Source organism: Rhodococcus triatomae, from assembly GCF_014217785.1.
Taxonomy (GTDB): domain Bacteria; phylum Actinomycetota; class Actinomycetes; order Mycobacteriales; family Mycobacteriaceae; genus Rhodococcus_F; species Rhodococcus_F triatomae.
The window spans coordinates 70,149-91,663 of the sequence record NZ_CP048814.1 but is presented as its reverse complement, the minus strand read 5'-3'; the positions used below and the strand labels follow the sequence as shown (position 1 = coordinate 91,663).

General features: G+C 66.0%; 22 protein-coding genes and 1 tRNA gene. 14 read left to right on the top strand and 9 right to left on the bottom strand.

The features are described 5' to 3' along the window. Nucleotides 1–12 precede the first annotated feature (12 nt). Complete coding sequence (locus tag G4H71_RS00440) at nt 13–519, bottom strand: SRPBCC family protein (protein ID WP_072737798.1); 507 nt, start codon at nt 517–519, stop codon at nt 13–15. Nucleotides 520–681: 162 nt separating this feature from the next. Continuing rightward, nucleotides 682–897 (bottom strand): hypothetical protein, encoded by a 216-nt coding sequence (locus G4H71_RS00435; RefSeq protein WP_072737799.1) that lies wholly within the window; start codon nt 895–897, stop codon nt 682–684. Between the two features lie 744 nt (nt 898–1,641). Here G4H71_RS00435 and G4H71_RS00430 point away from each other — a divergent pair. The 3 genes from G4H71_RS00430 to G4H71_RS00420 all read left to right on the top strand — a co-directional run bounded on the left by G4H71_RS00430 (nt 1,642) and on the right by G4H71_RS00420 (nt 4,006). Next, nucleotides 1,642–1,932 (top strand): hypothetical protein, encoded by a 291-nt coding sequence (locus G4H71_RS00430; RefSeq protein WP_139183150.1) that lies wholly within the window; start codon nt 1,642–1,644, stop codon nt 1,930–1,932. 153 nt (nt 1,933–2,085) lie between these two features. Then, nucleotides 2,086–2,856 (top strand): hypothetical protein, encoded by a 771-nt coding sequence (locus G4H71_RS00425; RefSeq protein ID WP_072737801.1) that lies wholly within the window; start codon nt 2,086–2,088, stop codon nt 2,854–2,856. A 115-nt stretch (nt 2,857–2,971) separates the two neighbouring features. Next, nucleotides 2,972–4,006: a DUF6670 family protein gene (locus G4H71_RS00420; RefSeq protein ID WP_074700609.1), complete on the top strand. Its 1,035-nt coding sequence runs from the start codon at nt 2,972–2,974 to the stop codon at nt 4,004–4,006. A gap of 403 nt (nt 4,007–4,409) precedes the next feature. Here the strand turns inward: G4H71_RS00420 and G4H71_RS00415 are convergent, their stop codons facing one another. Further along, nucleotides 4,410–5,198: a hypothetical protein gene (locus G4H71_RS00415; protein WP_072739973.1), complete on the bottom strand. Its 789-nt coding sequence runs from the start codon at nt 5,196–5,198 to the stop codon at nt 4,410–4,412. Between the two features lie 111 nt (nt 5,199–5,309). Here G4H71_RS00415 and G4H71_RS22460 point away from each other — a divergent pair, with 111 nt between their 5' ends. The 7 genes from G4H71_RS22460 to G4H71_RS00380 all read left to right on the top strand — a co-directional run bounded on the left by G4H71_RS22460 (nt 5,310) and on the right by G4H71_RS00380 (nt 10,302). Then, nucleotides 5,310–5,747, top strand: coding sequence for a DUF2510 domain-containing protein (locus tag G4H71_RS22460; protein WP_072739972.1), 438 nt, complete (start codon nt 5,310–5,312; stop codon nt 5,745–5,747). Between the two features lie 68 nt (nt 5,748–5,815). Continuing rightward, nucleotides 5,816–6,193, top strand: a complete 378-nt coding sequence (locus G4H71_RS00405) for a hypothetical protein (RefSeq protein WP_072739971.1) — start codon at nt 5,816–5,818, stop codon at nt 6,191–6,193. A gap of 156 nt (nt 6,194–6,349) precedes the next feature. Continuing rightward, complete coding sequence (locus G4H71_RS00400) at nt 6,350–7,270, top strand: phosphate/phosphite/phosphonate ABC transporter substrate-binding protein (protein ID WP_072739970.1); 921 nt, start codon at nt 6,350–6,352, stop codon at nt 7,268–7,270. Nucleotides 7,271–7,299: 29 nt separating this feature from the next. Next, nucleotides 7,300–8,109, top strand: a complete 810-nt coding sequence (gene phnC, locus G4H71_RS00395; RefSeq protein WP_072739987.1) for a phosphonate ABC transporter ATP-binding protein — start codon at nt 7,300–7,302, stop codon at nt 8,107–8,109. Beyond that, the gene (gene phnE / locus G4H71_RS00390; protein ID WP_072739969.1) at nt 8,106–8,930 is read left to right on the top strand and encodes a phosphonate ABC transporter, permease protein PhnE; all 825 of its coding nucleotides are present in this window, start codon (nt 8,106–8,108) and stop codon (nt 8,928–8,930) included. The genes phnC and phnE overlap by 4 nt, the downstream gene beginning before the upstream one ends. Further along, complete coding sequence (locus tag G4H71_RS00385; RefSeq protein ID WP_072739968.1) at nt 8,927–9,706, top strand: tyrosine-protein phosphatase; 780 nt, start codon at nt 8,927–8,929, stop codon at nt 9,704–9,706. The genes phnE and G4H71_RS00385 overlap by 4 nt, the downstream gene beginning before the upstream one ends. Continuing rightward, on the top strand, nt 9,703–10,302 hold the full coding sequence (locus G4H71_RS00380; protein ID WP_072739967.1) for a TetR/AcrR family transcriptional regulator: 600 nt from the start codon (nt 9,703–9,705) through the stop codon (nt 10,300–10,302). The genes G4H71_RS00385 and G4H71_RS00380 overlap by 4 nt, the downstream gene beginning before the upstream one ends. 224 nt (nt 10,303–10,526) lie before the next feature. Here G4H71_RS00380 and G4H71_RS00375 read toward each other — a convergent pair. Further along, nucleotides 10,527–10,600, bottom strand: a tRNA-Leu gene (locus tag G4H71_RS00375). Between the two features lie 112 nt (nt 10,601–10,712). Between G4H71_RS00375 and G4H71_RS00370 the strand changes: the two genes are divergently transcribed. The 3 genes from G4H71_RS00370 (at nt 10,713) to G4H71_RS00360 (ending at nt 13,772) form a co-directional block, all read left to right on the top strand. Then, nucleotides 10,713–11,336 carry an ANTAR domain-containing response regulator gene (locus tag G4H71_RS00370; RefSeq protein ID WP_139183149.1) on the top strand — a complete coding sequence of 208 codons (624 nt, stop codon included), beginning with the start codon at nt 10,713–10,715 and terminating at the stop codon, nt 11,334–11,336. A gap of 215 nt (nt 11,337–11,551) precedes the next feature. Beyond that, complete coding sequence (locus tag G4H71_RS00365; protein ID WP_072739966.1) at nt 11,552–12,877, top strand: ABC transporter substrate-binding protein; 1,326 nt, start codon at nt 11,552–11,554, stop codon at nt 12,875–12,877. Between the two features lie 136 nt (nt 12,878–13,013). Further along, complete coding sequence (locus G4H71_RS00360; RefSeq protein ID WP_072739985.1) at nt 13,014–13,772, top strand: 2-phosphosulfolactate phosphatase; 759 nt, start codon at nt 13,014–13,016, stop codon at nt 13,770–13,772. A 15-nt stretch (nt 13,773–13,787) separates the two neighbouring features. Here the strand turns inward: G4H71_RS00360 and G4H71_RS00355 are convergent, their stop codons facing one another. The 4 genes from G4H71_RS00355 to G4H71_RS00340 are packed head-to-tail and all read right to left on the bottom strand — an operon-like array spanning nt 13,788 to nt 17,971. Then, nucleotides 13,788–14,612: an ABC transporter ATP-binding protein gene (locus G4H71_RS00355; RefSeq protein WP_072739965.1), complete on the bottom strand. Its 825-nt coding sequence runs from the start codon at nt 14,610–14,612 to the stop codon at nt 13,788–13,790. Beyond that, nucleotides 14,609–15,646 (bottom strand): ABC transporter ATP-binding protein, encoded by a 1,038-nt coding sequence (locus tag G4H71_RS00350; protein ID WP_083342859.1) that lies wholly within the window; start codon nt 15,644–15,646, stop codon nt 14,609–14,611. The genes G4H71_RS00355 and G4H71_RS00350 overlap by 4 nt, the downstream gene beginning before the upstream one ends. Further along, nucleotides 15,639–16,628, bottom strand: a complete 990-nt coding sequence (locus G4H71_RS00345) for a branched-chain amino acid ABC transporter permease (RefSeq protein ID WP_072739982.1) — start codon at nt 16,626–16,628, stop codon at nt 15,639–15,641. Before G4H71_RS00345 ends, G4H71_RS00350 begins: the two co-directional genes overlap by 8 nt. Nucleotides 16,629–16,633: 5 nt before the next feature. Then, nucleotides 16,634–17,971 (bottom strand): branched-chain amino acid ABC transporter permease, encoded by a 1,338-nt coding sequence (locus G4H71_RS00340; RefSeq protein ID WP_083342858.1) that lies wholly within the window; start codon nt 17,969–17,971, stop codon nt 16,634–16,636. Between the two features lie 224 nt (nt 17,972–18,195). Here G4H71_RS00340 and polA point away from each other — a divergent pair, with 224 nt between their 5' ends. Then, entirely contained in the window at nt 18,196–20,952 is a 2,757-nt protein-coding gene (gene polA / locus G4H71_RS00335; RefSeq protein ID WP_072739964.1) for a DNA polymerase I, read from the top strand. Between the two features lie 104 nt (nt 20,953–21,056). Here the strand turns inward: polA and trxA are convergent, their stop codons facing one another. Next, nucleotides 21,057–21,425: a thioredoxin gene (gene trxA / locus G4H71_RS00330; protein ID WP_072739963.1), complete on the bottom strand. Its 369-nt coding sequence runs from the start codon at nt 21,423–21,425 to the stop codon at nt 21,057–21,059. Nucleotides 21,426–21,515 lie beyond the last annotated feature (90 nt).

Here is a 21,515-nt window from a genome sequence, read left to right as displayed (position 1 = left end):
TGCGGGATTCCCTCAGGCCGATTGCCGATAGGCGTCGGCGAGTTCCTCGGCCCGGTCCCACGGGGACCAGTCGATCGCGCGTCCGTCGAGTTGGGCTTCGACCACCTCGAAGCCCGCGTGCCAGCCGGCGGCATGAGCGTAGGCATCGTCCTGGTCCTCGACGGTGTGGGTGAGGGTCAGCCAGCACCCGCCACTGCCGTCGTGAGCCAGCTCCCAGTGCAAGGTGTCTGCGCCCCAGAGGTATTCGAGGATGTGGCCGGGACGGACGGCGATTACCGTTCCGGTGGTCTCGTGGTCGGGCGCGAGGCCGTAGCGCCGTGTCTGTTCGGGCGTGACTCGGAAGACGAGGTCGGCTCCCGGACGCAGGTCGAAGTCGACTTCTGCGGGAAACCAGGCGCGCAGTCGATCGGGGTCGGTGAGCACGGACCACACACGCGTCGCCGGATGCGGGAACGCCTGCTGCAATCGCAGAGCGACTCGTCCGTCATAGGTGAACTGCACGGTTCCGAGATCGGTCACGGCGGCCTCCGGTGGCTACGCGGATGTTCGTCTCGCCATTCTAGCTGCGGATTTACCGGTCGGACACCGAAAAGCGTGCATCGGTTACCGACCGGTAGGCCGGTGTCGCGGAGGGTTAGGAGGTTCCGGGGCTTGCGCGTGGCGGGCAGTACGGGCTGCCCCTCAGTCGATTCCGTTTTCGGCTTTGAGCTTGGCGAGGAAGGCATTCAGGAGCGGCTTTCCGTCGCCGCCGGCCAGAACGGTGCGGGCGATCTCCTCGGCCTCGGGCGTCCACTCGAGGCCGCCGAGCTCGAGGCTGGTGCGAATCCCCGCCAGTTCGACGTCGAGCGCGGTATCCGTGAAGGTGCGGCGCGGGCCGCGGGGCGACTCTGTGGTCATGGTTCCTCCTGGTGCCAGTGTGCCTGGTCTGACAGTGTTCGTCACCTGGCCTTCCCGTGAACCTTGGTCCTGCATACTCGTGTCAACGCTCCCCCTTTCGTGTCGGCGCACCCCCGATCGTGGGAGCGCCGACACGAGCGGCAGCTCCTCTTCGTGCATGGCAGCGCCTCCACTGAGATCGCGGCTCGGATACCGTCGGGCTCGTCAAGCCGAAAAGACCATTTCCGAGTGGCGGTTGGCGCCCCGAGCCGGCACGCCGGTTTCGCTGTGGTTGCTGTGCTAGCGTCCCTACTGATCTGTCGACAGGGGGAGATTCAGGTTGATCGCGAGCGATTGCGGGTATTGGCGTCGTCGACAGCCCGCCGAAGGTGCAGGTAGTTGCACCTGAGTATCCGACGAAGTCGCCAATGATATGAAAGTGTCTTCCGGGATTCCGCGAAATCGACGTTGTGACGGTTGTTGGGCGTCGGCAACGTGGTCTGTTCCGGTCACCTTCCCCCTCGTTGTCGCGGCACTGGCACTGGCACTGATGGTGTGGGCGATCGGACGGTTGTCGTCGATCGACGAGCGAACATCGTTGCTCGTGGTCGCGGCGGCGTCGAGCGTGAGCGTCGGGGCGGCAGCAATCGCTGCTGCCCTCGCCGTGCGGGGTTCGGCAAAGCAGCGTGGGGCTGCTCTCGGGCTGGGTTGTGTCACCGTGTTCGTTTGGGTGTGTGCAATGGTATTTGCGGTATCGGTGGGTCGATGGTGACGACAACTTCTGGTGCGAATTATCTGGGGCGGAGATTCGGTCCAGCCAGTTTCGTGGCTGCGCTTCTCAATGCGCCGATTGCAGTTGCTCCCGTCCTGTTGCTCATGCTTGGCGGAATCTCAGTCTTCTTTCTGGTCATGGTGGTCCTCGACCTGGTGGTGGCATTCGTCCTGGTGTTCCTCCGTGGCCATGCAGGACAAATCGGAAGGGGGATGCTCATCGCTTGGGCAACGGTTCCTGTGATGGCAATAGTGGTTCTCGGGGTCGTCGTCGCACGCGCATGAGCGGAGCGTCGGCCTCAGGCGACGCAATTAATGGACTCAAAAGCACTGGAAGTGCCGTTGCGGAACTCTGAAAATCAGGAGTGGGGTTAGTTACAGGTGCATGGAACAGCATATTCTGACATACCGCAACCGCGGGAATGGCCAGTCGAACGGATGACTTCTCGTGAGCGAGCGCGATTTGCGCTCATCTTTCTTATAGGAGTCGCATTCGTAGCGATCTGTACGCTCGGCTTCATCGCCGGGATCATTGAAGATGAGCCGGGCCTCGCAAAATACGCAGGGCTACTCACAATCTATTGGGCTATCCATTACATATTCCTGTTCCGTCATAGGGCATCATATAATGGAAAACTCGAGCTTGAGGACGGCGACCTAGGCGGGGCACCTACATCCGTCATCCGCTACGCGCCGTCACTCAAGTTCGGATACATGCTCTACGGGTCGGTGCTCGCCCTCGCCTGTGGGTTCGCTGCTTACGACCTGTCCCCGTTGCAAGGCCACGACACTTGGCTCTGGTCGGCCATCTTCGGAGCACTTGCCCTTTGGCTGGCATCATTGCCCGGCGCCTATCTGATCGGCACACTCCACCGTGGCTACCTCGCCTTCACACCCGAAGGCATCGAGATTCAGAGTTGGACCAGAAAGGCCACCATCCCTTGGGATTCAATCCTTGACATAAGCGGTGGGTACACGAAGAAGTCACACAAAGAGTTCGGATACCCCGAGACTGTGATCACCGTCCGTGCCGAAAACGTCCAGCAGAAGTACTCCACCCTCATCTGGCGCATGAACGAGCGCATACCGCGGGGCACCGCTGTCCGCATCGACTACCGAAAAATCAACTCCGATGCGCGGCTCGTCCACGACTACGTACTTACGCAGGCTGAACGCCGCAGCAACTTCCGGCGCCAGCCTGTCGTCTGATGCCACCGTCGGGTCGGGCCGGCTGGAGCCATTGCCAAAGAACTGACCTGTTGGTAATTTACCGCCAGGTCAAATTATCTGGTACTTCGGGTCACAGTCAACGATGGGTGGATACATGTCAGTGAAGACCGCCGTACTCCATGCCGTGCAACGCACGGCGTCGGGTGCGCACGCACTTGCCGGTGCTCCGTTCGACCCGGAGACACCCTTCCACCCGCCGCGAGGGCGCTACACGACCGTGCATTACGGGTTGATGTTCCCGAATCTTCCCGCGCCACTGAACTTCTTGGACATCATCGCGGTCGTGGGTCAGCCCTACATCAAGCTCTGGCGCAACGGCCACCTGATCCGGACGACGGGGCGTGACACGGCGTCGCTGTTGGTCGGGTCGGCGGTGACCTTTCCCGGGCAGTTCCGGGGCTACAGCGTGTCCGAGGAGATGGAACTCGCGGCGGACTCGAGCGTCGTCCGCTTCGGGAGCGATCTGTCACTCGAGGGCAGTTATCCGGACTTCACGCTGACGTACGACAACCCTGCCTGCCAGATTGCCTTCGACATCCGTGCCACGGACAGGATTGCTCACTTCGCCAAGGTGCGTGGTGGCCTCTACGATCACTGGTCGCTTCTGTGCGAGTACGCGGGCACGGTGCGCCACGACGGCACCACCTACGAGTTGTCCGGGCTCAGCACCCTCGAGTACGCGCGGGGGACGCCGCTGACCCTCGGATTCACCTTCTTCACCTACCAGATCATCAACGTGGACGAGCGGACTCAGGTGCTGATGGTGGAGGTGCTCGGGCCCGCGTCGGTGTCGGTGCAGCAGGCGGTATACGTCCGCTCGTTGGACGACCACGGGGGCGTGTACGAAGACGGATTCCGTTTCGACGTCTTCGATGTCGAGCCTGAGCCCAGAACAACTCCGAACGGCCTGACGATGGAGCTGGGAACGCGCTTCGAGTGGTCGGTCGACGACGAGAACGGAGACGAGTTGATCTCCATCGACGGAACGACCAACGACGACTACATCTTCGGGATGGCCGGTGGCTATGTGGGGAGCTACGGGTACACCGGCCGTTTTCGCGGTCGGGAGATTTCGGGGACGGGGTACATCGAGTACATCGGCAGACACCGGAAGGCTCGTCGAGGCTGAGGTGGTCCGGAGTAGCTCGGTGCCGGTAGTACCTGGCGTCCTACTCCGACGTTTGCGCCGTAGCCGCGCCACTGGCCGAGTTGGTCCCCGTCCTCGCAGAGGCACGCGATGTAGGCGTCGCCCAGCTGGTTCTTCTCGAACAGTTCGCCATCTGCGAGGGTCTTAGCGGTGAAGCGCAGCGTGACGGCTTGGGCGGTCTGCGCGTCCGTCACAGTCCTTTTGCGGCCGGGATTGAACTGGTCCGCTGCTCGGCGTAGGGCGTGTTCATGCTCGCGGAGCCGTGACGTAGTTCTCGGGTGTCGTTGAGGTCAGCGTCCGTGGCCCACAGCACGTTGCTCTGAAGGATGCCTAAGGAGTGCGTCCGCTGACGTGTAGCGGTAGAGGAGCCGAGGTGTCTTGTCGCTCACTGGGTGACCTTCCGGCGCTCGTCGAAAAGGGCGTCGGCGCGGTGGATGGTGCGGACGGCGACTTCCAGCACCTTCGACAGGCCGTGATAGCTGGGCGAGAAGTCGGCTTTGAACGCGCCGTTGCCGACCACGCGGCGGTTCGACTCGGCGGCGAACACCTCAAAGGACCAGAGTTTGCCGTGCGACATCCCCGAGGTCGTTCGCCAAGCCAGTTCGACGGACTTCAGGGTGTTTGGTGCGTCGTCGATCTCCTGGACGACGGCTCCGTATCCATGCCACTGGCAGTTCTTGAGCACAAGACCGGAATCTCGGAGGAGGGCGCCTAGGTTTCTCTTGCGTTGGTCAGCGTCATCCTGGTCGGCGTGCCCGGCAGCCGCGATTGCCTTCGATGCTTCCTTTGAGTTGTCGACTTCTAGGGCGACGCGCCGCTGTAGACGCGTGGTTTGGTCGTCGGGCGACAGAAGCCAGACGGCGGTGGCGGCGGACTCCAGCGCACCCCTGATGAGGACATAGGGGGAGTAGTGCTGGGGGCCATTGACGACGAGGAGTTGGTTGAGACCCCACAGGCAGTCCAGGCTGTGGTGCAGGGCGCGGTCGACGCTGTGCCCGACCAGAAGTCCGGTCATCCGCTGGTGGTCAAGGTCGAGGTCGCTCGTCGGCTCGATGCTGTGGCCGCCGGTCTCACATTTGCGTGCGACAGCGGTGAGTGTCTTCATGAGCTGCTGAGTCTTTGCGCGTCCAGCTTCATCCAGGCCGTCGAGGTCTGTCGTCGTATCGGCTGTCACCGTTGGAGTCTATGTGTGGCCTCCGACAGTCGACTCAGCCAACTTCTTAGCACGACGGGGTCGGTGGCACCCGCGAACTATTCTCCGTGCACGTCGAGTTGGAGCGTCTTCGTGCGCGAACACTTGGAACGCCTGGGCTTCGACAGCGCTGAGCTGAGTAGGCAAGCCAACGGCAGCGCTGCCACGGTGTCGCGGTGGCTCAACGACGACGCCCAACCGAGTGTGAAAGTCATCCCGAGCACAGCGCAAGCGCTGGGCGTGCCCACTATCGACGCGATGATCGCGGCGGAGGCACTCACCCCCGACGACCTAGGCGTGAACCACCTGGCGTCCGACCCGGCTCTGCTGTGCAACGAGGACCTCGTGCGTCAGCTGGAGGAACGACTCAGGCTCGCAGCGACCTCAGCGGCAGCTGCCGAGCTCTCACCGCCACCGCCGTCGGTACCTGCCGGCTGGTACTCGGACCCGGCCGGGCTGCCGACTCAGCGATACTGGGACGGGTTCTGGACCGAGCACACCGCCTCGACGGCCCCTTGGCGGGTCTCGTAGACGGAGTGCGCTTGCGGGTGCTTCTCTTAACTTAACGAGACCGAACAGGGATGGGCAGGTAGGTCGAGATGGCGAAGTGGACGAACGTGGTGGAGGAGCGAGACGGCGAGTACCGGCTTCTGGCAGCGATGGACCCACCCCATGCCAAGCTGTTCGCCAAGGTCTGGACCGGGGCCGCCCGTCCTCTCGAACGTATTGAGACCGGCGTGCATTGGGAATACCCGGAGCACCGCGTCGCCGTGATCGCCGGGTACCACGAGACCGTGAACCGGTGCCGGGGGTGGGATGCGCCGGTGGCTTCGATCTTCTCGGTGTTCGATAGGCCTCTGCTGCTTGCTCAGCTACTCACCGAGGATGACGCTTGGTACGACGTCGTCGAGGACCGCAAGAAGTTTGAACGGGCCGATGCGGCGGGACTACGTGCTCTGGGCGTCCAGCTCCGCTAGCTGCTCGACCCTGCGCACAGCACCGCCCGTTCACCGAGACTTCCATTCTCGTATCACCGGTCTCGGAATTGCGCGTCACTTCCTTTCGGTCTGATGGCTCCTGCCTACCCACGCACCGCCTGTGGGTTCCCGACTCGTCCGAAAGGCTGTACTCCTATGCGAACTCGCGGCCCCTCCGTTCTGGGCGCGTTCGTCGCTGCGTCCGCGATCGTCCTGACCGGCTGTTCCTTCGGCAGCAGTGCTACCGCGTCCGGGAGCGAGGACGTCATCCGCTTCGCGACGCTCCCGCTCACCGACGACCCGACCGCCGAGACACCTGTCGACGTGATCGCCGCGCTGCTCGAAGCAGAGACCGAGTATACCGTCGAAGTCACCGACGTACCCAACTACTCGGCCGTCATCGAAGCGATCCGCGCCGGCCACGAGGACATCGGCATCATGAGCGGATTTCCGTCCGCGCTCGCCGTCAACACCGGTGAGGTCGATTCGCTCATCGCGTGGTCCGGCGGTGACGACCCCGTCTCCACCTGTCTCGTCCTCGATTCCTCGCCCCTTCGCACGCTCACCGACATCACCCCCGACACCACCGTCGCGTTCGCCGACCCGGCATCGAGTTCCGGCTACTTCATGCCGGTGCACATGCTGTACGAGGCGGGCCTCGAGATGGGCGACGACTACGAGGTCCTCATCTCCGGCGGTCACGACCGCAGCTTCCTCGCGCTCAGGAACGGCCAAGCCGACGTTGCCTGCACCGCAACTATTTTCCCGTCGCTGGCGGGCAGGGGCGACCCGATGTTCCCCTTCGAGGTGGGGGAGACCCGCTCGCTCGGCGAGAGCATCCCGATGCCCGTCTCGACCTCCGTGCTCGCCAATCCCGGCATGGGTGACGCGAAGCGCCAGGCCCTCGTCGAGGCGCTGCCCAAGGTCTTCTCCGTGGAGAACAAGGAAGCCCTCGGACTGTACGGGGAGGGCATCGGTGTCGGAGTCGATCCCATCATCGAACCCGACGCCTCGGTGTTCCAGCCCTACGTCGACATCGCGGCGGTCGCCGGCGTCGACATCTCCGATCTCGAATGACGTCGATCGAGAAACGGGAGGCCACCGTCATGAGCACGCTACTGGGCCCGCGCGTACCAGCGGAGCCGGCCGCCTTGGCGGCGCGGGTTTCCGTTCGAGAACTCGCGGTCCGCTACGCACCCGACCTTCCCCTCGTACTCGACGGTGTCGACCTCGACCTGCACGCGGGTGAGGTCGTGGCACTGCTCGGCTCGTCCGGATCGGGCAAGTCGACCCTGATGAGGGCGCTCACCGGATTCGCACCCATCACGTCGGGAGAGGTCACGGTGGGCGGTGTGGACGTCGCACGGCTGCGACGCAGACAGTTGCGCGGTCTACGTGCCGAGGTCGGTCAGGTGTTCCAGCAGTTCAATCTCATCGGACGGCTGCCCGTTCTCACCAACGTCCTCACCGGGGCGCTGCACGGCGCGGGGCCGCTCAATGTGCTCGGCACCTTCCGCTCCGCCGACCGCGTCCGCGCATTCGAACTGCTCGAGCGAGTAGGTATCGCGCACAAGGCGAAAGACGAGGCGCGCTCGCTCTCGGGTGGGCAGCAACAGCGGGTCGCGATCGCGCGTGCACTCATGCAGAACCCGCGTGTGATCCTCGCCGACGAGCCGGTCGCCTCGCTCGATCCGACGATGAGCGCCGTCGTTCTCGACCTGCTGCGGTCGATCGCACGCCAGGAGGGCATTCCCGTCCTGGTGAGCCTGCACGTCGTGCCGCTCGCGCTCGCTCATTCCGACCGGATCGTCGGGCTACGCGGTGGCCGCGTGGTAGTCGAGGGCAGCGCGACCGACCTCACCGAAACGGACCTGCGGGCCGTCTACCACGGTGCGGCCACGGAGGAGCACGGATGAGCGGCCCTCGCACACTCGAACCCCAACTGGACCCGCGGGAACGGGAACGGATGCAACGGGCGTTCGCCGTCCCGAGGGCACGCGTCGGACTCGGAGTGGCCGTTGCCATCGTGCTGTTCCTGTGGTCCGCCGAGGGCGCCCAGTTCGATTTCCTGAAGCTCGGCGACGGCGCGTTCAACATGGTGGACTTCGTTACCAGACTGTTCCCGCCCGACTTCGGCAAGCTGCCACTCATCGTCGAACTGCTCGTCGAGACGCTCCAGATGGCCATCGTCGGAACCGTGCTCGGTGCTCTGCTCTCACTCGTCATCGCGTTCGGGGCGGCGCGCAACATCGCGCCGAGCTGGCTCTACTACCCGTGCCGATGGATCATGAACGTGATCCGCTCGATCCCCGACCTCGTGCTCGCTCTCATGTTCGTTTCGGCCGTCGGGCTCGGGCCGTTCGCCGGAATCCTGGCGATGACCCTCGGATCGATCGGGTCGATCGGCAAGATCTTCGCCGAGGCGATGGAATCCGTCGACCGCGGCCCGATCGTCGCGATGGAATCCGTCGGTGCGTCGAAACGGCAAGTCATCCGCTACGGCATTCTGCCGCAGTCGATGCCGATGCTCACGAGCTACACCCTGCTGCTGTTCGAGGGCAATGTGCGCGGCGCAACCATCCTCGGACTCGTCGGCGCCGGTGGTATCGGCCTCGAACTCACCACTGCCATGAACCGCTACGACTACGGACACCTCTGCGCCATGGTCCTGTGCATCATCGTGCTCGTCACCGTCATCGACCAGACGAGTGCCATCATCCGAAAGAGAATCACGTGAACCCAGTAGACCTCCTCCCCGAACTCATCCTGTCGGCCCCGGCCAACCTGCGTGATCTCGGCGGCATCGTCACGCGCGACGGCGTCGTGCGTGACGGATTCGCGATCCGCGCCGACGACCTCTCGATCGCCGACCCCGACTCGGCGAGGAAGCTCGCGGACGGTGGCCTCACCACCCTCATCGATCTGCGTTCGCCTGCCGAGGTGCGCCTCACCGGGCGCGGCCCGCTCGCCGACCTGCCGGTCACCTACCACCACGTCCCGTTCATCGCGTCCGTCGCGGAGACGACGCGCACCGCGGTAAACACCCGTGACCTGCTCGACCAATCCACGTTCGCGGACATGTACATCCGGATGTTCGAGACGGCCGCCCCGCACATCGTCACGGCGCTGTCGATCATCGCGCACAGCCCCGGCGCCGTCGCATTCCATTGCGCTGCAGGGCAGGACCGGACCGGGGTCCTCGCGGCATCGCTGCTGCTGGCGCTCGGTGCCGACGACGACGCGATCGTCGCCGATTACATCGCCACCGGAGCGAATACCGACGGGATCGCGGCCCGGACGCACCAAGTTGTCGGACCCCTGCTGGAAACGCTCGGTGTCGAACTCGACGAGGGCGCCCGCGCCGCACTGCGGAACGGGTTCTCGCCGGAACCGATGCGCGGGCTGCTCGGGTATCTCACAGCCACCTACGGTGGTCGACTCGAGCCGCTGCGGCGTGCCGGACTCGGCGACGGACTGGTCGAGCGGCTGCGTGAACGGGCGATCGCGCCGTGACGGCGGCAGCCGAGACCCGGGGACCCGGGCGTCCCCGTACCGAGGGGCACGACGAGAAGATTCTCGCCGCGGCGCTGCAGCTCATCGACGCCGACGAACCCGTCACGGTCAGCCGGGTGCTGCAGATCAGCGGCCTGTCACGTGCTGCGCTGTACCGACGCTGGGAATCGATGACCGTGCTGATGGCCGCTGCGCTCGACCACGGGCGCACCGCCATCGAGATCGACACGTCCGGTGACGTCAAAGCGGTGATCGTGGAACTGCTGTTCGGTGACATCGAGGCGACCCGAGGAAAGACGTACACCGAGCGGCGATTCCGCAAGCGTATTGCGCTGGTCATGGAGAACCCGGACCTACAGAAGGCGTATTGGACGTCCCATGTGCAACGCAGAAGGCGTGCGATGGTGAGGGCGCTCCAGGTGGCCGTCGACCGCGGTGAGTTGCGTGCCGATCTCGATGTGGACGCGGCCATCGACGCGATCAACGGGATCTTCTACTATCAATCCATCGCTCGCGGAGCGAATTTCGACGACCCGGTGACGTCGGCGCGGTGCCGGTCGGCTTTCGAGATCGTGTGGCGAGGGATGGTCGGGTAGTGGTGGCGCGCTGACGCCGCAGGAGCTGCGACACCCTGCAGCGTCACAGGCCGGTCGCATTGGGGCGGCGGTGATGGTCATGCAGCGGATGGGGTACACGTCGGATGGGATGATCCGGGACGTCTGGGCAGGCTGCGGCTCATGCGGACCGGATGCGGACTTCCGGTGCGGTCGCGGACCTGCCAGGTGCGGTGGGGCCGGCTTCCAGCGGTGAGTATCGGGAGTGCCCTCGGTGAGACTCGAACTCACACTGTACGGGTTTTGAATCCGTTTCCTCTGCCAATTGGGATACGAGGGCGTGCGGGGCCGGCCCGCGGTGCGGAGACAACTCTAGAAGATCGTTGCCGGGAGTCAACCACCGGTACCCTTCTAACGTTCACGCCCGGCATCGGGGCGTCCAGCAGAGGAGGATGGTGCCCATGAACGCACCCGAACCGCAGGTGGTGGCGCAGCCCACGCGTGTGCTCGTGGCGGAGGACGAGGCGCTGATTCGGCTCGATCTGGTGGAGATGCTGCGCGAGGAAGGGTACGACGTGGTCGGGGAGGCCGGCGACGGCCAGGTCGCCGTCGAACTGGCGCTGGAACTGAACCCTGACCTGGTCATCATGGACGTGAAGATGCCTCGCCGGGACGGTATCGACGCCGCGTCCGAGATCGCTGCCAAGCGGATCGCACCCGTGGTGATCCTCACCGCATTCAGCCAGCGCGAGCTGGTCGAGCGGGCCCGGGACGCGGGTGCGATGGCGTACCTGGTGAAGCCGTTCTCGATCGCCGACCTGGTGCCCGCCGTCGAACTGGCGACCAGCCGGTTCAAGGAGATCACCGCGCTCGAGCGTGAGGTCACCGAGATGTCCGATCGGCTCGAGACGCGCAAGCTGGTCGAGCGAGCCAAGGGCATTCTCATGGAGAAGCAGGCGATGACCGAGCCGGAGGCGTTCCGCTGGGTCCAGCGCGCCGCGATGGACCGTCGGTCGACGATGAAGGCGGTCGCGGAGATCGTCATAGAGACCCTGGGCGGGTCGCCCGAGGAGTGACTGCCGGGTCGCCCGAGGAGTGACTGCCGGGTCGCCCGAGGAGTGACTGCCGGGTCGATTCGCTACGGGCACGTTAAGTCTGGGTCCCCCAACGTCACAGTCAGGTCACGAGGCGTTCTCCGGCATTCGCGAAAGCGTATATGCGGCTACCGTTCTCTCCCACAGCTGCCACCGCGGTGCGGTGTCGGCATTCTGCTGACGTTAGGAGAGTTCGGATGGCTAGACGGTCCCTCGTTCGCGCCGCCGCGGTACTCGGTGCGGCCTCCCTCGCACTCGCGGCGTGTACCTCGGACAACGACGACTCCTCGGCTGCCGGTGACACCACCACGGCGGCGGGCGAGACGACGGTGTCCACCGACTGCACTCCCGAAGAGGCGACGCCCGGGGACACTCCGGTCACCACGCCGCTCAAGGTCGGCACTCTCCTGCCCGACACCGGCAGCCTCGCATTCCTCGGCCCGCCGATGGTGGCCGGTGCGCAGCTGGCGATCAACGACGTCAACGAGGCCGGGGGCGTCCTCGGTCAGCCGGTCGAGCTCATACCCGGCGACTCGGGCGACACCACCACGGATACCGCGAACGCGACGGTCGACCGTCAGCTGGCCGCCGGCACCCAGGCGATCATCGGTGCCGCCTCGTCGTCGGTCTCGCTGAAGGTCATCGACAAGATCACCAGTGCGGGCGTCGTGATGTTCTCCCCGGCAAACACTTCCGATCAGTTCGTCTGCTACCCGGACAAGGGGCAGTACTTCCGCACCGCGCCCACCGACGTCCTCCAGGCACAGGCCCTCGCGCAGTTGATCTCCGACGACGGTGCGCAGCGCGTGTCCATCCTCGCGATGAACGACCCGTACGGCACCGGCCTCGCCGCCAACCTCGAGGACAACCTCACCGAGGCGGGCATTCCGAGCGATCAGGTGCAGAAGATCATCTACGACCCCAACGCCCAGTCGTTCAACGCCGAGATCGACGACATCAAGAACTTCGCGCCGGATGCGGTGGCGGTCATCGGATTCGAGGAGTCCGCGAAGATCATCACCCGCATGCACGAGGTGGGTATCGGCCCGGCTGACGGCATGGCCGTGTACGGCGTCGACGGCAACATGGGTAACGCGCTCGGCGAGTCGGTGGCGACGCCGCTGCTCGACACCATGCAGGGCACGACGCCGCTGACCGATGTCGGCGCCGAGTTCCAGCAGCGTCTCACCGCAGTGAACCCCACGCTCATCGACTTCAACTACGCCGGTGAGTCCTACGACGCCGTGATCGTCACGGCCTTGGCCGCGGAGCAGGCACAGTCCACCGCCGGCCGCGACATCGCCGCGAACATCAACAGCGTCACCAAGGACGGCACCGTGTGCACGTCGTACGCCGAGTGCCTTCCGCTCGTGCAGGCCGGTACCGACATCGACTACGACGGCATCACCGGCAAGCTCGACTTCACCGATGCGGGCGAGCCGTCCATCGGTTCCTACGGCAAGCTCGTCTTCGACGACCAGAACACCCTCACCACCGAGGACTTCATCGTGGTCGGTGGCTGACCTTCGGAGCTGAACACGGCACTGAACTGAACACGGCGTGGCCCGGGGCTTTCGAGCCCCGGGCCACGTGCTGTTTCAGCGAATCATTCGCCGTTCGGTGACCTGCCCGGGCTTCCCCACGTGGCAGGATCGCGGGATGAACGAGGCGCATCGGCAGGGCGAGTACCGGATTCGGTTCGACTGGGGGCTGGTCGGTGCCGAGGCGGTGGCGCCCGGTGTGGATGTCGCGGTGGTGGTGGATGTCCTGTCCTTCAGCACGACGGTGTCGGTGGCGCTGGACATCGGGACCGAGGTGATCCCGTACCGATGGGACGACGGCGGTGCCGCGGATGCGGCCCGGCGTGCCGGAGCGGCACTGGCGGTCGGGCGCAGTCAGGCGGGAGACGACGGAATCAGCCTGTCGCCGGGGACGCTCCGCTCGGCGTCACCCTCGCCGAAACGCCTCGTCCTGCCGTCGCCGAACGGCTCGACCATCGCGGCGGCCCTGGCGGATCGGGCCGGACACTGCGTGGCCGCCTGCCTGCGGAACGCTCCCGCGGTGGCCGAGTGGATCGCCCACCACGCTCCGGGGGCAACGGTGGCCGTCGTGGCCGCGGGGGAGAGGTGGCCGGACGGAGCGCTGCGCCCCGCTGTCGAAGACCTGTGGGGCGCCGGCTACGTACTGGACCGACTCGGGGCGGGCGAGGCGAGTTCCGGTTCCTCACCCGAGGCGAGAGCCGCGGTGGCGGCATGGCGCGCGATCACCACCGATGTCCCGGACACACTGCGCGACTGCGCATCCGGGCGCGAGCTGATCGCGGCCGGATACACCGGCGACGTCGAGATCGCGGCGGAGGCGGCAGCGAGTCGGTCGGTGCCGCTGCTCCACGACGGCGTATTCGTGTGCGGCGAGTGAGCGGCCGGTGTCAGGTCACTTCTTCTCGCCGCTGCCCGCCAGGGTGCCCAGATACAGCTCGATCACCTTGGGGTCGTTCATCAGTCGGCGCCCGGTGTCGGTGTAGGCGTTGCGGCCCTGATCCAGGACGTAGCCCCGATCGCAGATCTGTAGACACCGTCGGGCGTTCTGCTCGACCATGATCACGGACACCCCGGCGGCGTTGATGGCCTTGCATCGGATGAACACTTCGTCCTGGAACATCGGGGACAGGCCCGCCGACGGCTCGTCGAGGAGCAGTACCTTCGGGTCCATCATCAGCGCCCGGCCCATCGCCACCATCTGACGCTCGCCGCCGGACAGAGCACCGGCTTTGACCTTGCGCCGTTCGGACAGCAACGGGAACAGGTCGCTCACGAAGGCGTATCGCTCGGCGAACTTCTTGGGCCGCAGATAGATCCCCATCTCGAGGTTCTCCTCGATGGTGAGCGAGGGAAAGACGTTCTGGGTCTGCGGTACGTACCCGACACCCTTCTGCACCAGGATGTGGGCGGGAGCGGACGTGATGTCGTCGCCGCGCAGCCGGACCGATCCCTCGCGCACCGGAATGAGCCCGAACAGCGTCTTGAGCAGGGTGGACTTTCCCGCCCCGTTCGGTCCGATGATGCCGACGATCTCGCCGTCCCGGAGGAAGAAGTTGCAGTCGCGCAGGATGTCGACGCCGGGGATGTACCCGGCGACCAGGCCGTCCGCGCGGACCAGGGCGCCCTCGGCGAGCTTGGCGTGTTCTGCCGGAGTGGCGGCCAGTTCCGCGGGGGTCGGTTCCGACGTCGGCCGGCCGGACGTGGGGGAATCGGTCATCGATCTCTCCTCAGCTCGTCGATGTCGGGTTCGGAGAGGTCGCCACCGGCCTCGAGGGTCTCGACCTCGGCCTCCTCGAGGACCTGGGCCAGCTCGGCCGTCGCCCCGACCGGATTGCCCTCGTCGTCGAACTCGAGTGCCTGATCGTGGTGGCTACCCAGGTAGGCGTCGACGACGGCATTGTTCGACGCCAGATCCGCCGGGGCGGACTCGGCGATCACCGAACCCTGCGCCATCACGACCACCCAGTCGCTGATGTCGCGGATGACGTCCATGTCGTGTTCGACGAACACCACGGTCATTCCGTCGTCGCGCAGCGACTTCACGTGACCGAGCAAGCTCTGCGTCAGCGCCGGGTTCACGCCTGCCATCGGCTCGTCCAGCATCACCACCGTCGGGTCCGTCATGAGGGCACGAGCCATCTCCAGCAGCTTGCGCTGACCGCCGGACAGGGAGCCGGCGAGATCGTTCGCCTTGGCGTCCAGCTTGAAGCGTGTCAGCAGCGAGTGAGCCCGCTCGGTGATCTCCCGCTCCTGTGCCCGCCACGTCCAGGGCAGCAGGCTGGTGAGCATCCGCTCCCCGGTCTGGCCGCGTGCCCCGAGCCGGACGTTGTCGAGCACCGACAGTTTGGAGAGCGCCTTGGTGAGCTGGAACGTGCGTACCACCCCGGTGCGGGCGACCTGGTGCGGATACATCCGGCCCAGGTCACGTCCGTCCATCGACCAGGTCCCGGTGTCCGGGCGGTCGAAGCCGGTGAGCAGATTGAACAGGGTGGTCTTCCCGGCACCGTTGGGCCCGATGAGGCCGGTGATGGATCCGCGCTGGATCTCGAGGTGGGCGACGTCCACCGCCTTGAGCCCGCCGAACGTGCGGGAGACCTGGTCGACCACAAGGATCGGGTCGGGTTTGGCAACGCCCGGCTCGTTGGGGACGCTGGCGAACAGCGCGGTGCGGACCGCCGAGGCGGTTTCCGCGCTCGACGAGGGGTGAGCGCCGGACACGGGATGGTCGGACGGCACGGGATGGTCAGACATTGAGCTGCACCTCCCTCTTGTTACCGAGTATGCCCTGTGGTCGGAACACCATGAGCAGGGCGATCATCAGGCCGAGCAGGACGAACCGCATGGCGCCCACCTGCTGTTCGGTGAGCGAGAGCAGCGGGTCGGGACCGGAGATCGCCTGGCGGAGCAGAGCATCGGGGATCGCGAGCAGGAACCAGAAGAGCATGGCGCCGACGACGGGACCGAACACGGTGGCGGCACCGCCGAGGATCAGGGCGCCGAACGCGAAGAACGTCTGCGCGGTGGAGTAGAAGTCGGGGTTGATCGACTTCGTCTGCAGCGCGTTGAACACGCCGCCGAGCCCGCCGATCATGCCGCCGAGGACCAGGGCCTGCAGCTTGTAGACGAAGACGTTCTTGCCCAGCGAGCGAGCCGCGTCCTCGTCCTCCCGGACCGCCTTGAGGACGCGACCCCAGGGGCTGTGGATGAGCAGGTAGACGAACCCGCACAGGACCAGCACCAGGGTCCAGCCCACCACCATCGCCCACAGGTCGTCGCCGTAGAACCGCACGCCGAGCAGCGAGTACTGGCGGCCGGAATCGAACGGACTGTAGCGGAAGAAGGGGTCGGCGAACCCGTACAGCCCGTTGGTGGATCCGGTCACCGAATCGGAAGCGGTGGACCGGAACACGAGTCTGAGCACTTCGGAGGCCGCGATCGTCACGATCGCCAGATAGTCGGCTCGTAGTCGCAGTGTCGGGATACCGAGGACGACGGCGAGCAGACCTGCGGCGGCGAGGCCGACGAGCACACCCAGCCACAGCGGTTGCTGATACGTGATCGTCATGATGCCGACGCCGTAGCCGCCGAGGAGCGCGAAACCGATCTGGCCGAAGTTCAACAGGCCCGCATAGCCGAAGTGCAGGTTGAGGCCGATGGCGAGCAGCGCGTAGAAGATGGCCGACGGGCCGATCAACTGCGCGAACGAGACCTGGAGCGCACCGATGACGTCCATCGCGATCACCCCACTCTCTGTCGGGAGCCGAGAATGCCCTGAGGCCGGACGACGAGGATGACGATCAAGATGAGCAATCCTCCGATGTACTTGAGATCGGGATTGATGACCAGCGTCGACAGCTGCACGAGCAGACCCACGATCACGCAACCGAGCAGTGCCCCGTACGCGGTGCCGAGACCACCGAGCGTGATGCCGGCGAACATGAGCAGCAGCAGCTTGAAGCCCATCTCCCACTGGACCCGGCCACCGAGCTCCGACAAGCCGAACAGGACCCCGCCGAGTGCGGCGAGCCCGCCGCCGAGGCCCCAGACGAACATGATCACGCGTTCGACGTTGATACCGGAGGAGGCGGCCAGATCACGGTTGTCCGCGACCGCCCGCATGGCCTTGCCGATCCTGGTCTTCTGCAGCAGCAGCGCGACACCGAGGAGGACGACCAGGCTCACGCCGATCGTGACGAGGTTGGAGTCGGTGATGCTGATCGGTCCCCACTGCCGCTCGACCTGCGCCTGGTAGTCGTCGAACGGCTCCGAGCGGTCGGAGAAGAAGATGAGGATCAGGTAGCGCAGCGCGATCGCGATGCCGATCGACACGACCAGCTGCTGGATGAGTCCGGTTCTGCGTTTTCGCAGTGGTTTCCACACCGCGGCGTTGTTGAGCAACCCGATGCCGATACCGACCACGATCGCAAGAAGCGTTGCCGGGATCAGTTGAATACCGAAGCTGACGTTGAACACCCAGGCGGCGACCGCGCCGAGCGTGACGAGTTCGCCGTGCGCGAAGTTGGTCAGGCCCGTGGTTCCGAAGATCAGGCTCAGGCCCACACCGGCGATGGCGATGACGAGACCGAACCGCAGCCCGTCCACCGTCAGGCGGAGCAACCGCTCCCACCATTCGACGCTGGTGCCGGTCCGCGCCTCGCCGAAGGAGAAGATGACCGTGTTGGTGCGACCGGACGCGACCTCGCGGTCGACGGACGACTGCACCGACACCTCGTCGGGCAGCGTGTCCTCGTCGACCTCGAACGTGTAGGAGCCGGGGGGCACTTCGAGTTCCCAGCGCCCACCCGTCGCGGATTCGGCGGTGGCGACCTCGTCGCCGTCGGAGTCGACGGCGCGCACCGTCACTCCTTCGAGGCGCTCACCCGCGTTGTTGAGGCTGCCGCTCACCCGTACGAGCGTGTCGGTGGGCGGTGGATCAGGTGGCGCCGGTGGCTGACCGAACGCGAGCCCGGCCGACAGGAAGGCCGAGAAGAGCCCGAACAGGACGATGGTCAGGGTGCGGCCGACGTGCCGGACGGCGGGCACGCTGCCACGCCGCTCCGTCGAGGTTGAAGCCACGCAGGTCCTCCGGATCAGTAGTGACGACACACCCTCGGCGCGCCGGACGAACCCGTCCGCGACGACGTGGGTGGTCGGACTCTAGCGGCTGAAATCGTTCGATCGGCGGTTCTGCGATTTCCGGCAAGTTTCGGTTGCGTATCGAAGCGCGAGGGGCCGAGTTCGTCGGGTCGATCGGTGCTGCGCGTCGTGGCTGTCGGCTGCGCTCCCTAGACTGGACGACCGTGAGCCCCGCAACCACGCCCCCCGAACCTGTCGACACTCTCGCCCCCGGTGACTCCGCTTCCGGTGCCGCCGCAGGCGACCGGCCGACGCTGCTGCTCCTGGACGGGCACTCGTTGGCGTTCCGGGCGTTCTACGCGTTGCCCGCGGAGAACTTCAAGACACAGAGTGGGCAGACGACCAACGCGGTCTACGGCTTCACCTCGATGCTCATCAATCTGCTGCGCGACGAGAATCCGACCCATGTCGGTGCGGCCTTCGACGTCTCGCGCAAGACCTTCCGCGCCGAGATGTTCGCCGACTACAAGGCGAATCGCGCCAGCGCGCCCGACGAGTTCCGCGGCCAGATCGACGTCACGAAGGACGTGCTCGGCGCGCTCGGCATCCCGGTCATGGCGATCGAGGGCTACGAGGCCGACGACATCATCGCCACGCTGGCCACTCAGGCGCAGGCCCTCGGGTACCGCGTCCTCATCGTCACCGGCGATCGTGATTCGCTCCAGCTGGTCAACGACGACGTCACCGTGTTGTACCCGCGCAAGGGGGTGTCGGACCTGACCAGGTTCACTCCCGAGGCCGTCGAGGAGAAGTACGGGCTGACCCCGTCGCAGTACCCGGACTACGCGGCCCTCCGGGGTGATCCGTCGGACAACCTGCCGGGTATTCCCGGGGTGGGGGAGAAGACGGCGAGCAAGTGGATTCGTGAGTACGGCTCGCTCGTGGGGCTCGTCGACAACGTGGACAAGGTGCGGGGCAAGGTCGGCGACGCGCTGCGCGAGAACCTCCCGAGCGTGCTGCTCAACCGGGAACTCACCGAGATGATCCGTGACGTGGCTCTGCCGTACACGCCGGATCAGCTCGGCCTCGCCCAGTGGGACCGGGAGAAGATCCACTCGCTGTTCGACGACCTCGAGTTCAAGGTGCTGCGTGACCGGCTGTTCGCGACCCTCGCAGCCCCGGAACCGGAGGCGGAGGAAGGGTTCGAGGTGCGTGGTGGCACCCTCGCACCCGGCACCGTCGCCGCATGGCTGGGCGAGCACGCGGCCAGTGGGCAACGGCACGGCGTCGCGGTCGTGGGTTCGCGTTCGCCCTACAACGGCGATGCCACCGCGGTCGCGATCGCGGCCCCCGACGGTGAAGGCGCCTACGTCTCCACCTCGGACCTGACTCCGGACGACGAGCAAGCCCTCGGTGAGTGGCTCGCCGATCCCGCGCAGCCGAAGGCGCTGCACGAGGCGAAGTGGGCGATGCACGCGCTGCGCGGCCGGGGCTGGACCTTGGGTGGGCTCACCAGCGACACGGCTCTCGCGGCGTATCTGGTGCGGCCGGGCCAGCGCACGTTCGCGCTCGACGACCTGTCGCTGCGCTACCTCAAACGTGAACTCCGCGTGGAGGACACGGGGCAGCAGCAGCTGTCGCTGCTGGACGACGAGGACGAGGCGGACGCGAAGGTCGCCGAGACCCAGATCCTCTCGGCCCGGGCGGTTCTCGATCTCGCCGCGGCCCTGGACGAGGAACTCGACGCCATCGAGTCCCGATCGCTGCTCGCCGACATGGAGCTTCCCCTCCTCGGGGTGCTCGCCGAGATGGAGGCCACCGGAATCGCCGTCGACGGAGCGCACCTGCACGATCTGCAGAGCACCTTCGCGTCGCTGGTGACCGATGCCGCGGAGTCGGCCTACGGCGTGATCGACAAGCAGATCAACCTCGGCTCGCCGAAGCAGCTGCAGGTCGTGCTGTTCGACGAACTCGGCATGCCGAAGACGAAGAAGACCAAGACCGGCTACACGACGGACGCCGAGGCGCTCCAGGGGTTGTTCGAGAAGACGGGGCACCCCTTCCTCGAACACCTGCTGGCACACCGAGATGCCACGCGCCTGAAGGTGACCGTGGACGGGCTGCTCAAGACCGTCGCCGATGACGGCCGGATCCACACCACGTTCAACCAGACGGTCGCGGCGACGGGACGGCTGTCGTCGACCGAGCCGAACCTGCAGAACATCCCCGTGCGCACCGATGCCGGCCGCCAGATCCGGGACGGGTTCGTCGTCGGCGAGGGGTTCGAGACACTCCTCACCGCCGACTACAGCCAGATCGAGATGCGGATCATGGCCCACGTGTCCGGCGACGAGGGGCTGATCGAGGCGTTCAACACGGGAGAGGACCTGCACAGCTTCGTCGGTGCCCGCGCCTTCGGTGTTCCCATCGAGGAGGTCACCCCGGAGCTGCGGCGACGGGTGAAGGCGATGTCGTACGGCCTCGCGTACGGGCTGAGCGCCTTCGGCCTCGCGGCGCAGCTCAAGATCTCGACCGAAGAGGCGCGCGAGCAGATGGACGCCTACTTCTCCCGCTTCGGTGGGGTGCGCGACTATCTTCGTGAGGTGGTCGAGAAGGCCCGCAAGGACGGCTACACCGAGACCCTCTACGGCCGCCGGCGCTATCTGCCGGATCTCAACAGCGACAACCGTCAGCGCCGGGAAGTCGCCGAGCGGGCCGCGCTCAACGCGCCGATCCAGGGCACCGCGGCCGACATCATCAAGGTGGCGATGATCAACGTGCGCAAGGCACTGGTCTCAGCGGAACTGCGTTCGCGGATGCTGCTCCAGGTCCACGACGAATTGGTGCTCGAGGTGGCCCCCGGGGAGCGGGAGCAGGTGGAGAAGCTGCTGCGGGACGAGATGTCCTCGGCCATCGAGCTCTCGGTGCCGCTCGAGGTCTCGGTCGGGACCGGACGGAGTTGGGACGCCGCCGCGCACTGACGTGGCGGCGACGTCGCGGGTCGGCGGAGCGCTCGGCGTCCCAGCGCTCGGTGGCCCAGCGCTCGGTAGCCCAGCGCTCGGTAGCCCAGCGGCAGCCGAATCCTCTAGGCGTCGCCCTGCTGCTGGGCGATCTGCTTGCGGACCTCGTCCATGTCGAGCGCCTTGACCTGGGTCACCAGATCCTCGAGCGCGGCCGGGGGGAGGGCACCGGCCTGGTTGAACACCAGTACGCCCTCGCGGAACGCCATGATGGTCGGAATCGAGCGGATGTTGGCGGCTGCGGCGATCGACTGCTCCGCCTCGGTGTCCACCTTGCCGTGGACGACGTCGGGGTGCGTCTCCGAGGAGGCCTCGTAGGTCGGGGCGAACGAGCGGCACGGACCGCACCAGGACGCCCAGAAGTCGACGAGGACGACATCGTTGCCGGTCACGACGTCGTCGAAGTTCTGCTGAGTCAGTGTCTGGGTGGCCACGGAGTTCCTTTCGTTGGCTGACGATCTTGTGGAATCAACACCGCCGTGCATCCGATTCTTCCCGAGACCCGATCCGCTGTCAGGCCGTGG

Excerpts from the sequence above, each read along its gene's own strand:
- G4H71_RS00435 (WP_072737799.1), bottom strand. The coding sequence starts at position 897 with ATGACCACAGAGTCGCCCCGCGGCCCGCGCCGCACCTTCACGGATACC.
- G4H71_RS00345 (WP_072739982.1), bottom strand. The coding sequence starts at position 16,628 with ATGGACGTCATCGGTGCGCTCCAGGTCTCGTTCGCGCAGTTGATCGGC.
- G4H71_RS00430 (WP_139183150.1), top strand. The coding sequence starts at position 1,642 with ATGGTGACGACAACTTCTGGTGCGAATTATCTGGGGCGGAGATTCGGT.
- G4H71_RS00370 (WP_139183149.1), top strand. The coding sequence starts at position 10,713 with ATGGTGCCCATGAACGCACCCGAACCGCAGGTGGTGGCGCAGCCCACG.
- G4H71_RS00425 (WP_072737801.1), top strand. The coding sequence starts at position 2,086 with ATGACTTCTCGTGAGCGAGCGCGATTTGCGCTCATCTTTCTTATAGGA.
- G4H71_RS00400 (WP_072739970.1), top strand. The coding sequence starts at position 6,350 with ATGCGAACTCGCGGCCCCTCCGTTCTGGGCGCGTTCGTCGCTGCGTCC.
- phnC (WP_072739987.1), top strand. The coding sequence starts at position 7,300 with ATGAGCACGCTACTGGGCCCGCGCGTACCAGCGGAGCCGGCCGCCTTG.
- G4H71_RS00360 (WP_072739985.1), top strand. The coding sequence starts at position 13,014 with ATGAACGAGGCGCATCGGCAGGGCGAGTACCGGATTCGGTTCGACTGG.
- G4H71_RS00350 (WP_083342859.1), bottom strand. The coding sequence starts at position 15,646 with ATGTCTGACCATCCCGTGCCGTCCGACCATCCCGTGTCCGGCGCTCAC.
- G4H71_RS00420 (WP_074700609.1), top strand. The coding sequence starts at position 2,972 with ATGTCAGTGAAGACCGCCGTACTCCATGCCGTGCAACGCACGGCGTCG.
- G4H71_RS00365 (WP_072739966.1), top strand. The coding sequence starts at position 11,552 with ATGGCTAGACGGTCCCTCGTTCGCGCCGCCGCGGTACTCGGTGCGGCC.
- G4H71_RS00405 (WP_072739971.1), top strand. The coding sequence starts at position 5,816 with ATGGCGAAGTGGACGAACGTGGTGGAGGAGCGAGACGGCGAGTACCGG.
- G4H71_RS00355 (WP_072739965.1), bottom strand. The coding sequence starts at position 14,612 with ATGACCGATTCCCCCACGTCCGGCCGGCCGACGTCGGAACCGACCCCC.
- phnE (WP_072739969.1), top strand. The coding sequence starts at position 8,106 with ATGAGCGGCCCTCGCACACTCGAACCCCAACTGGACCCGCGGGAACGG.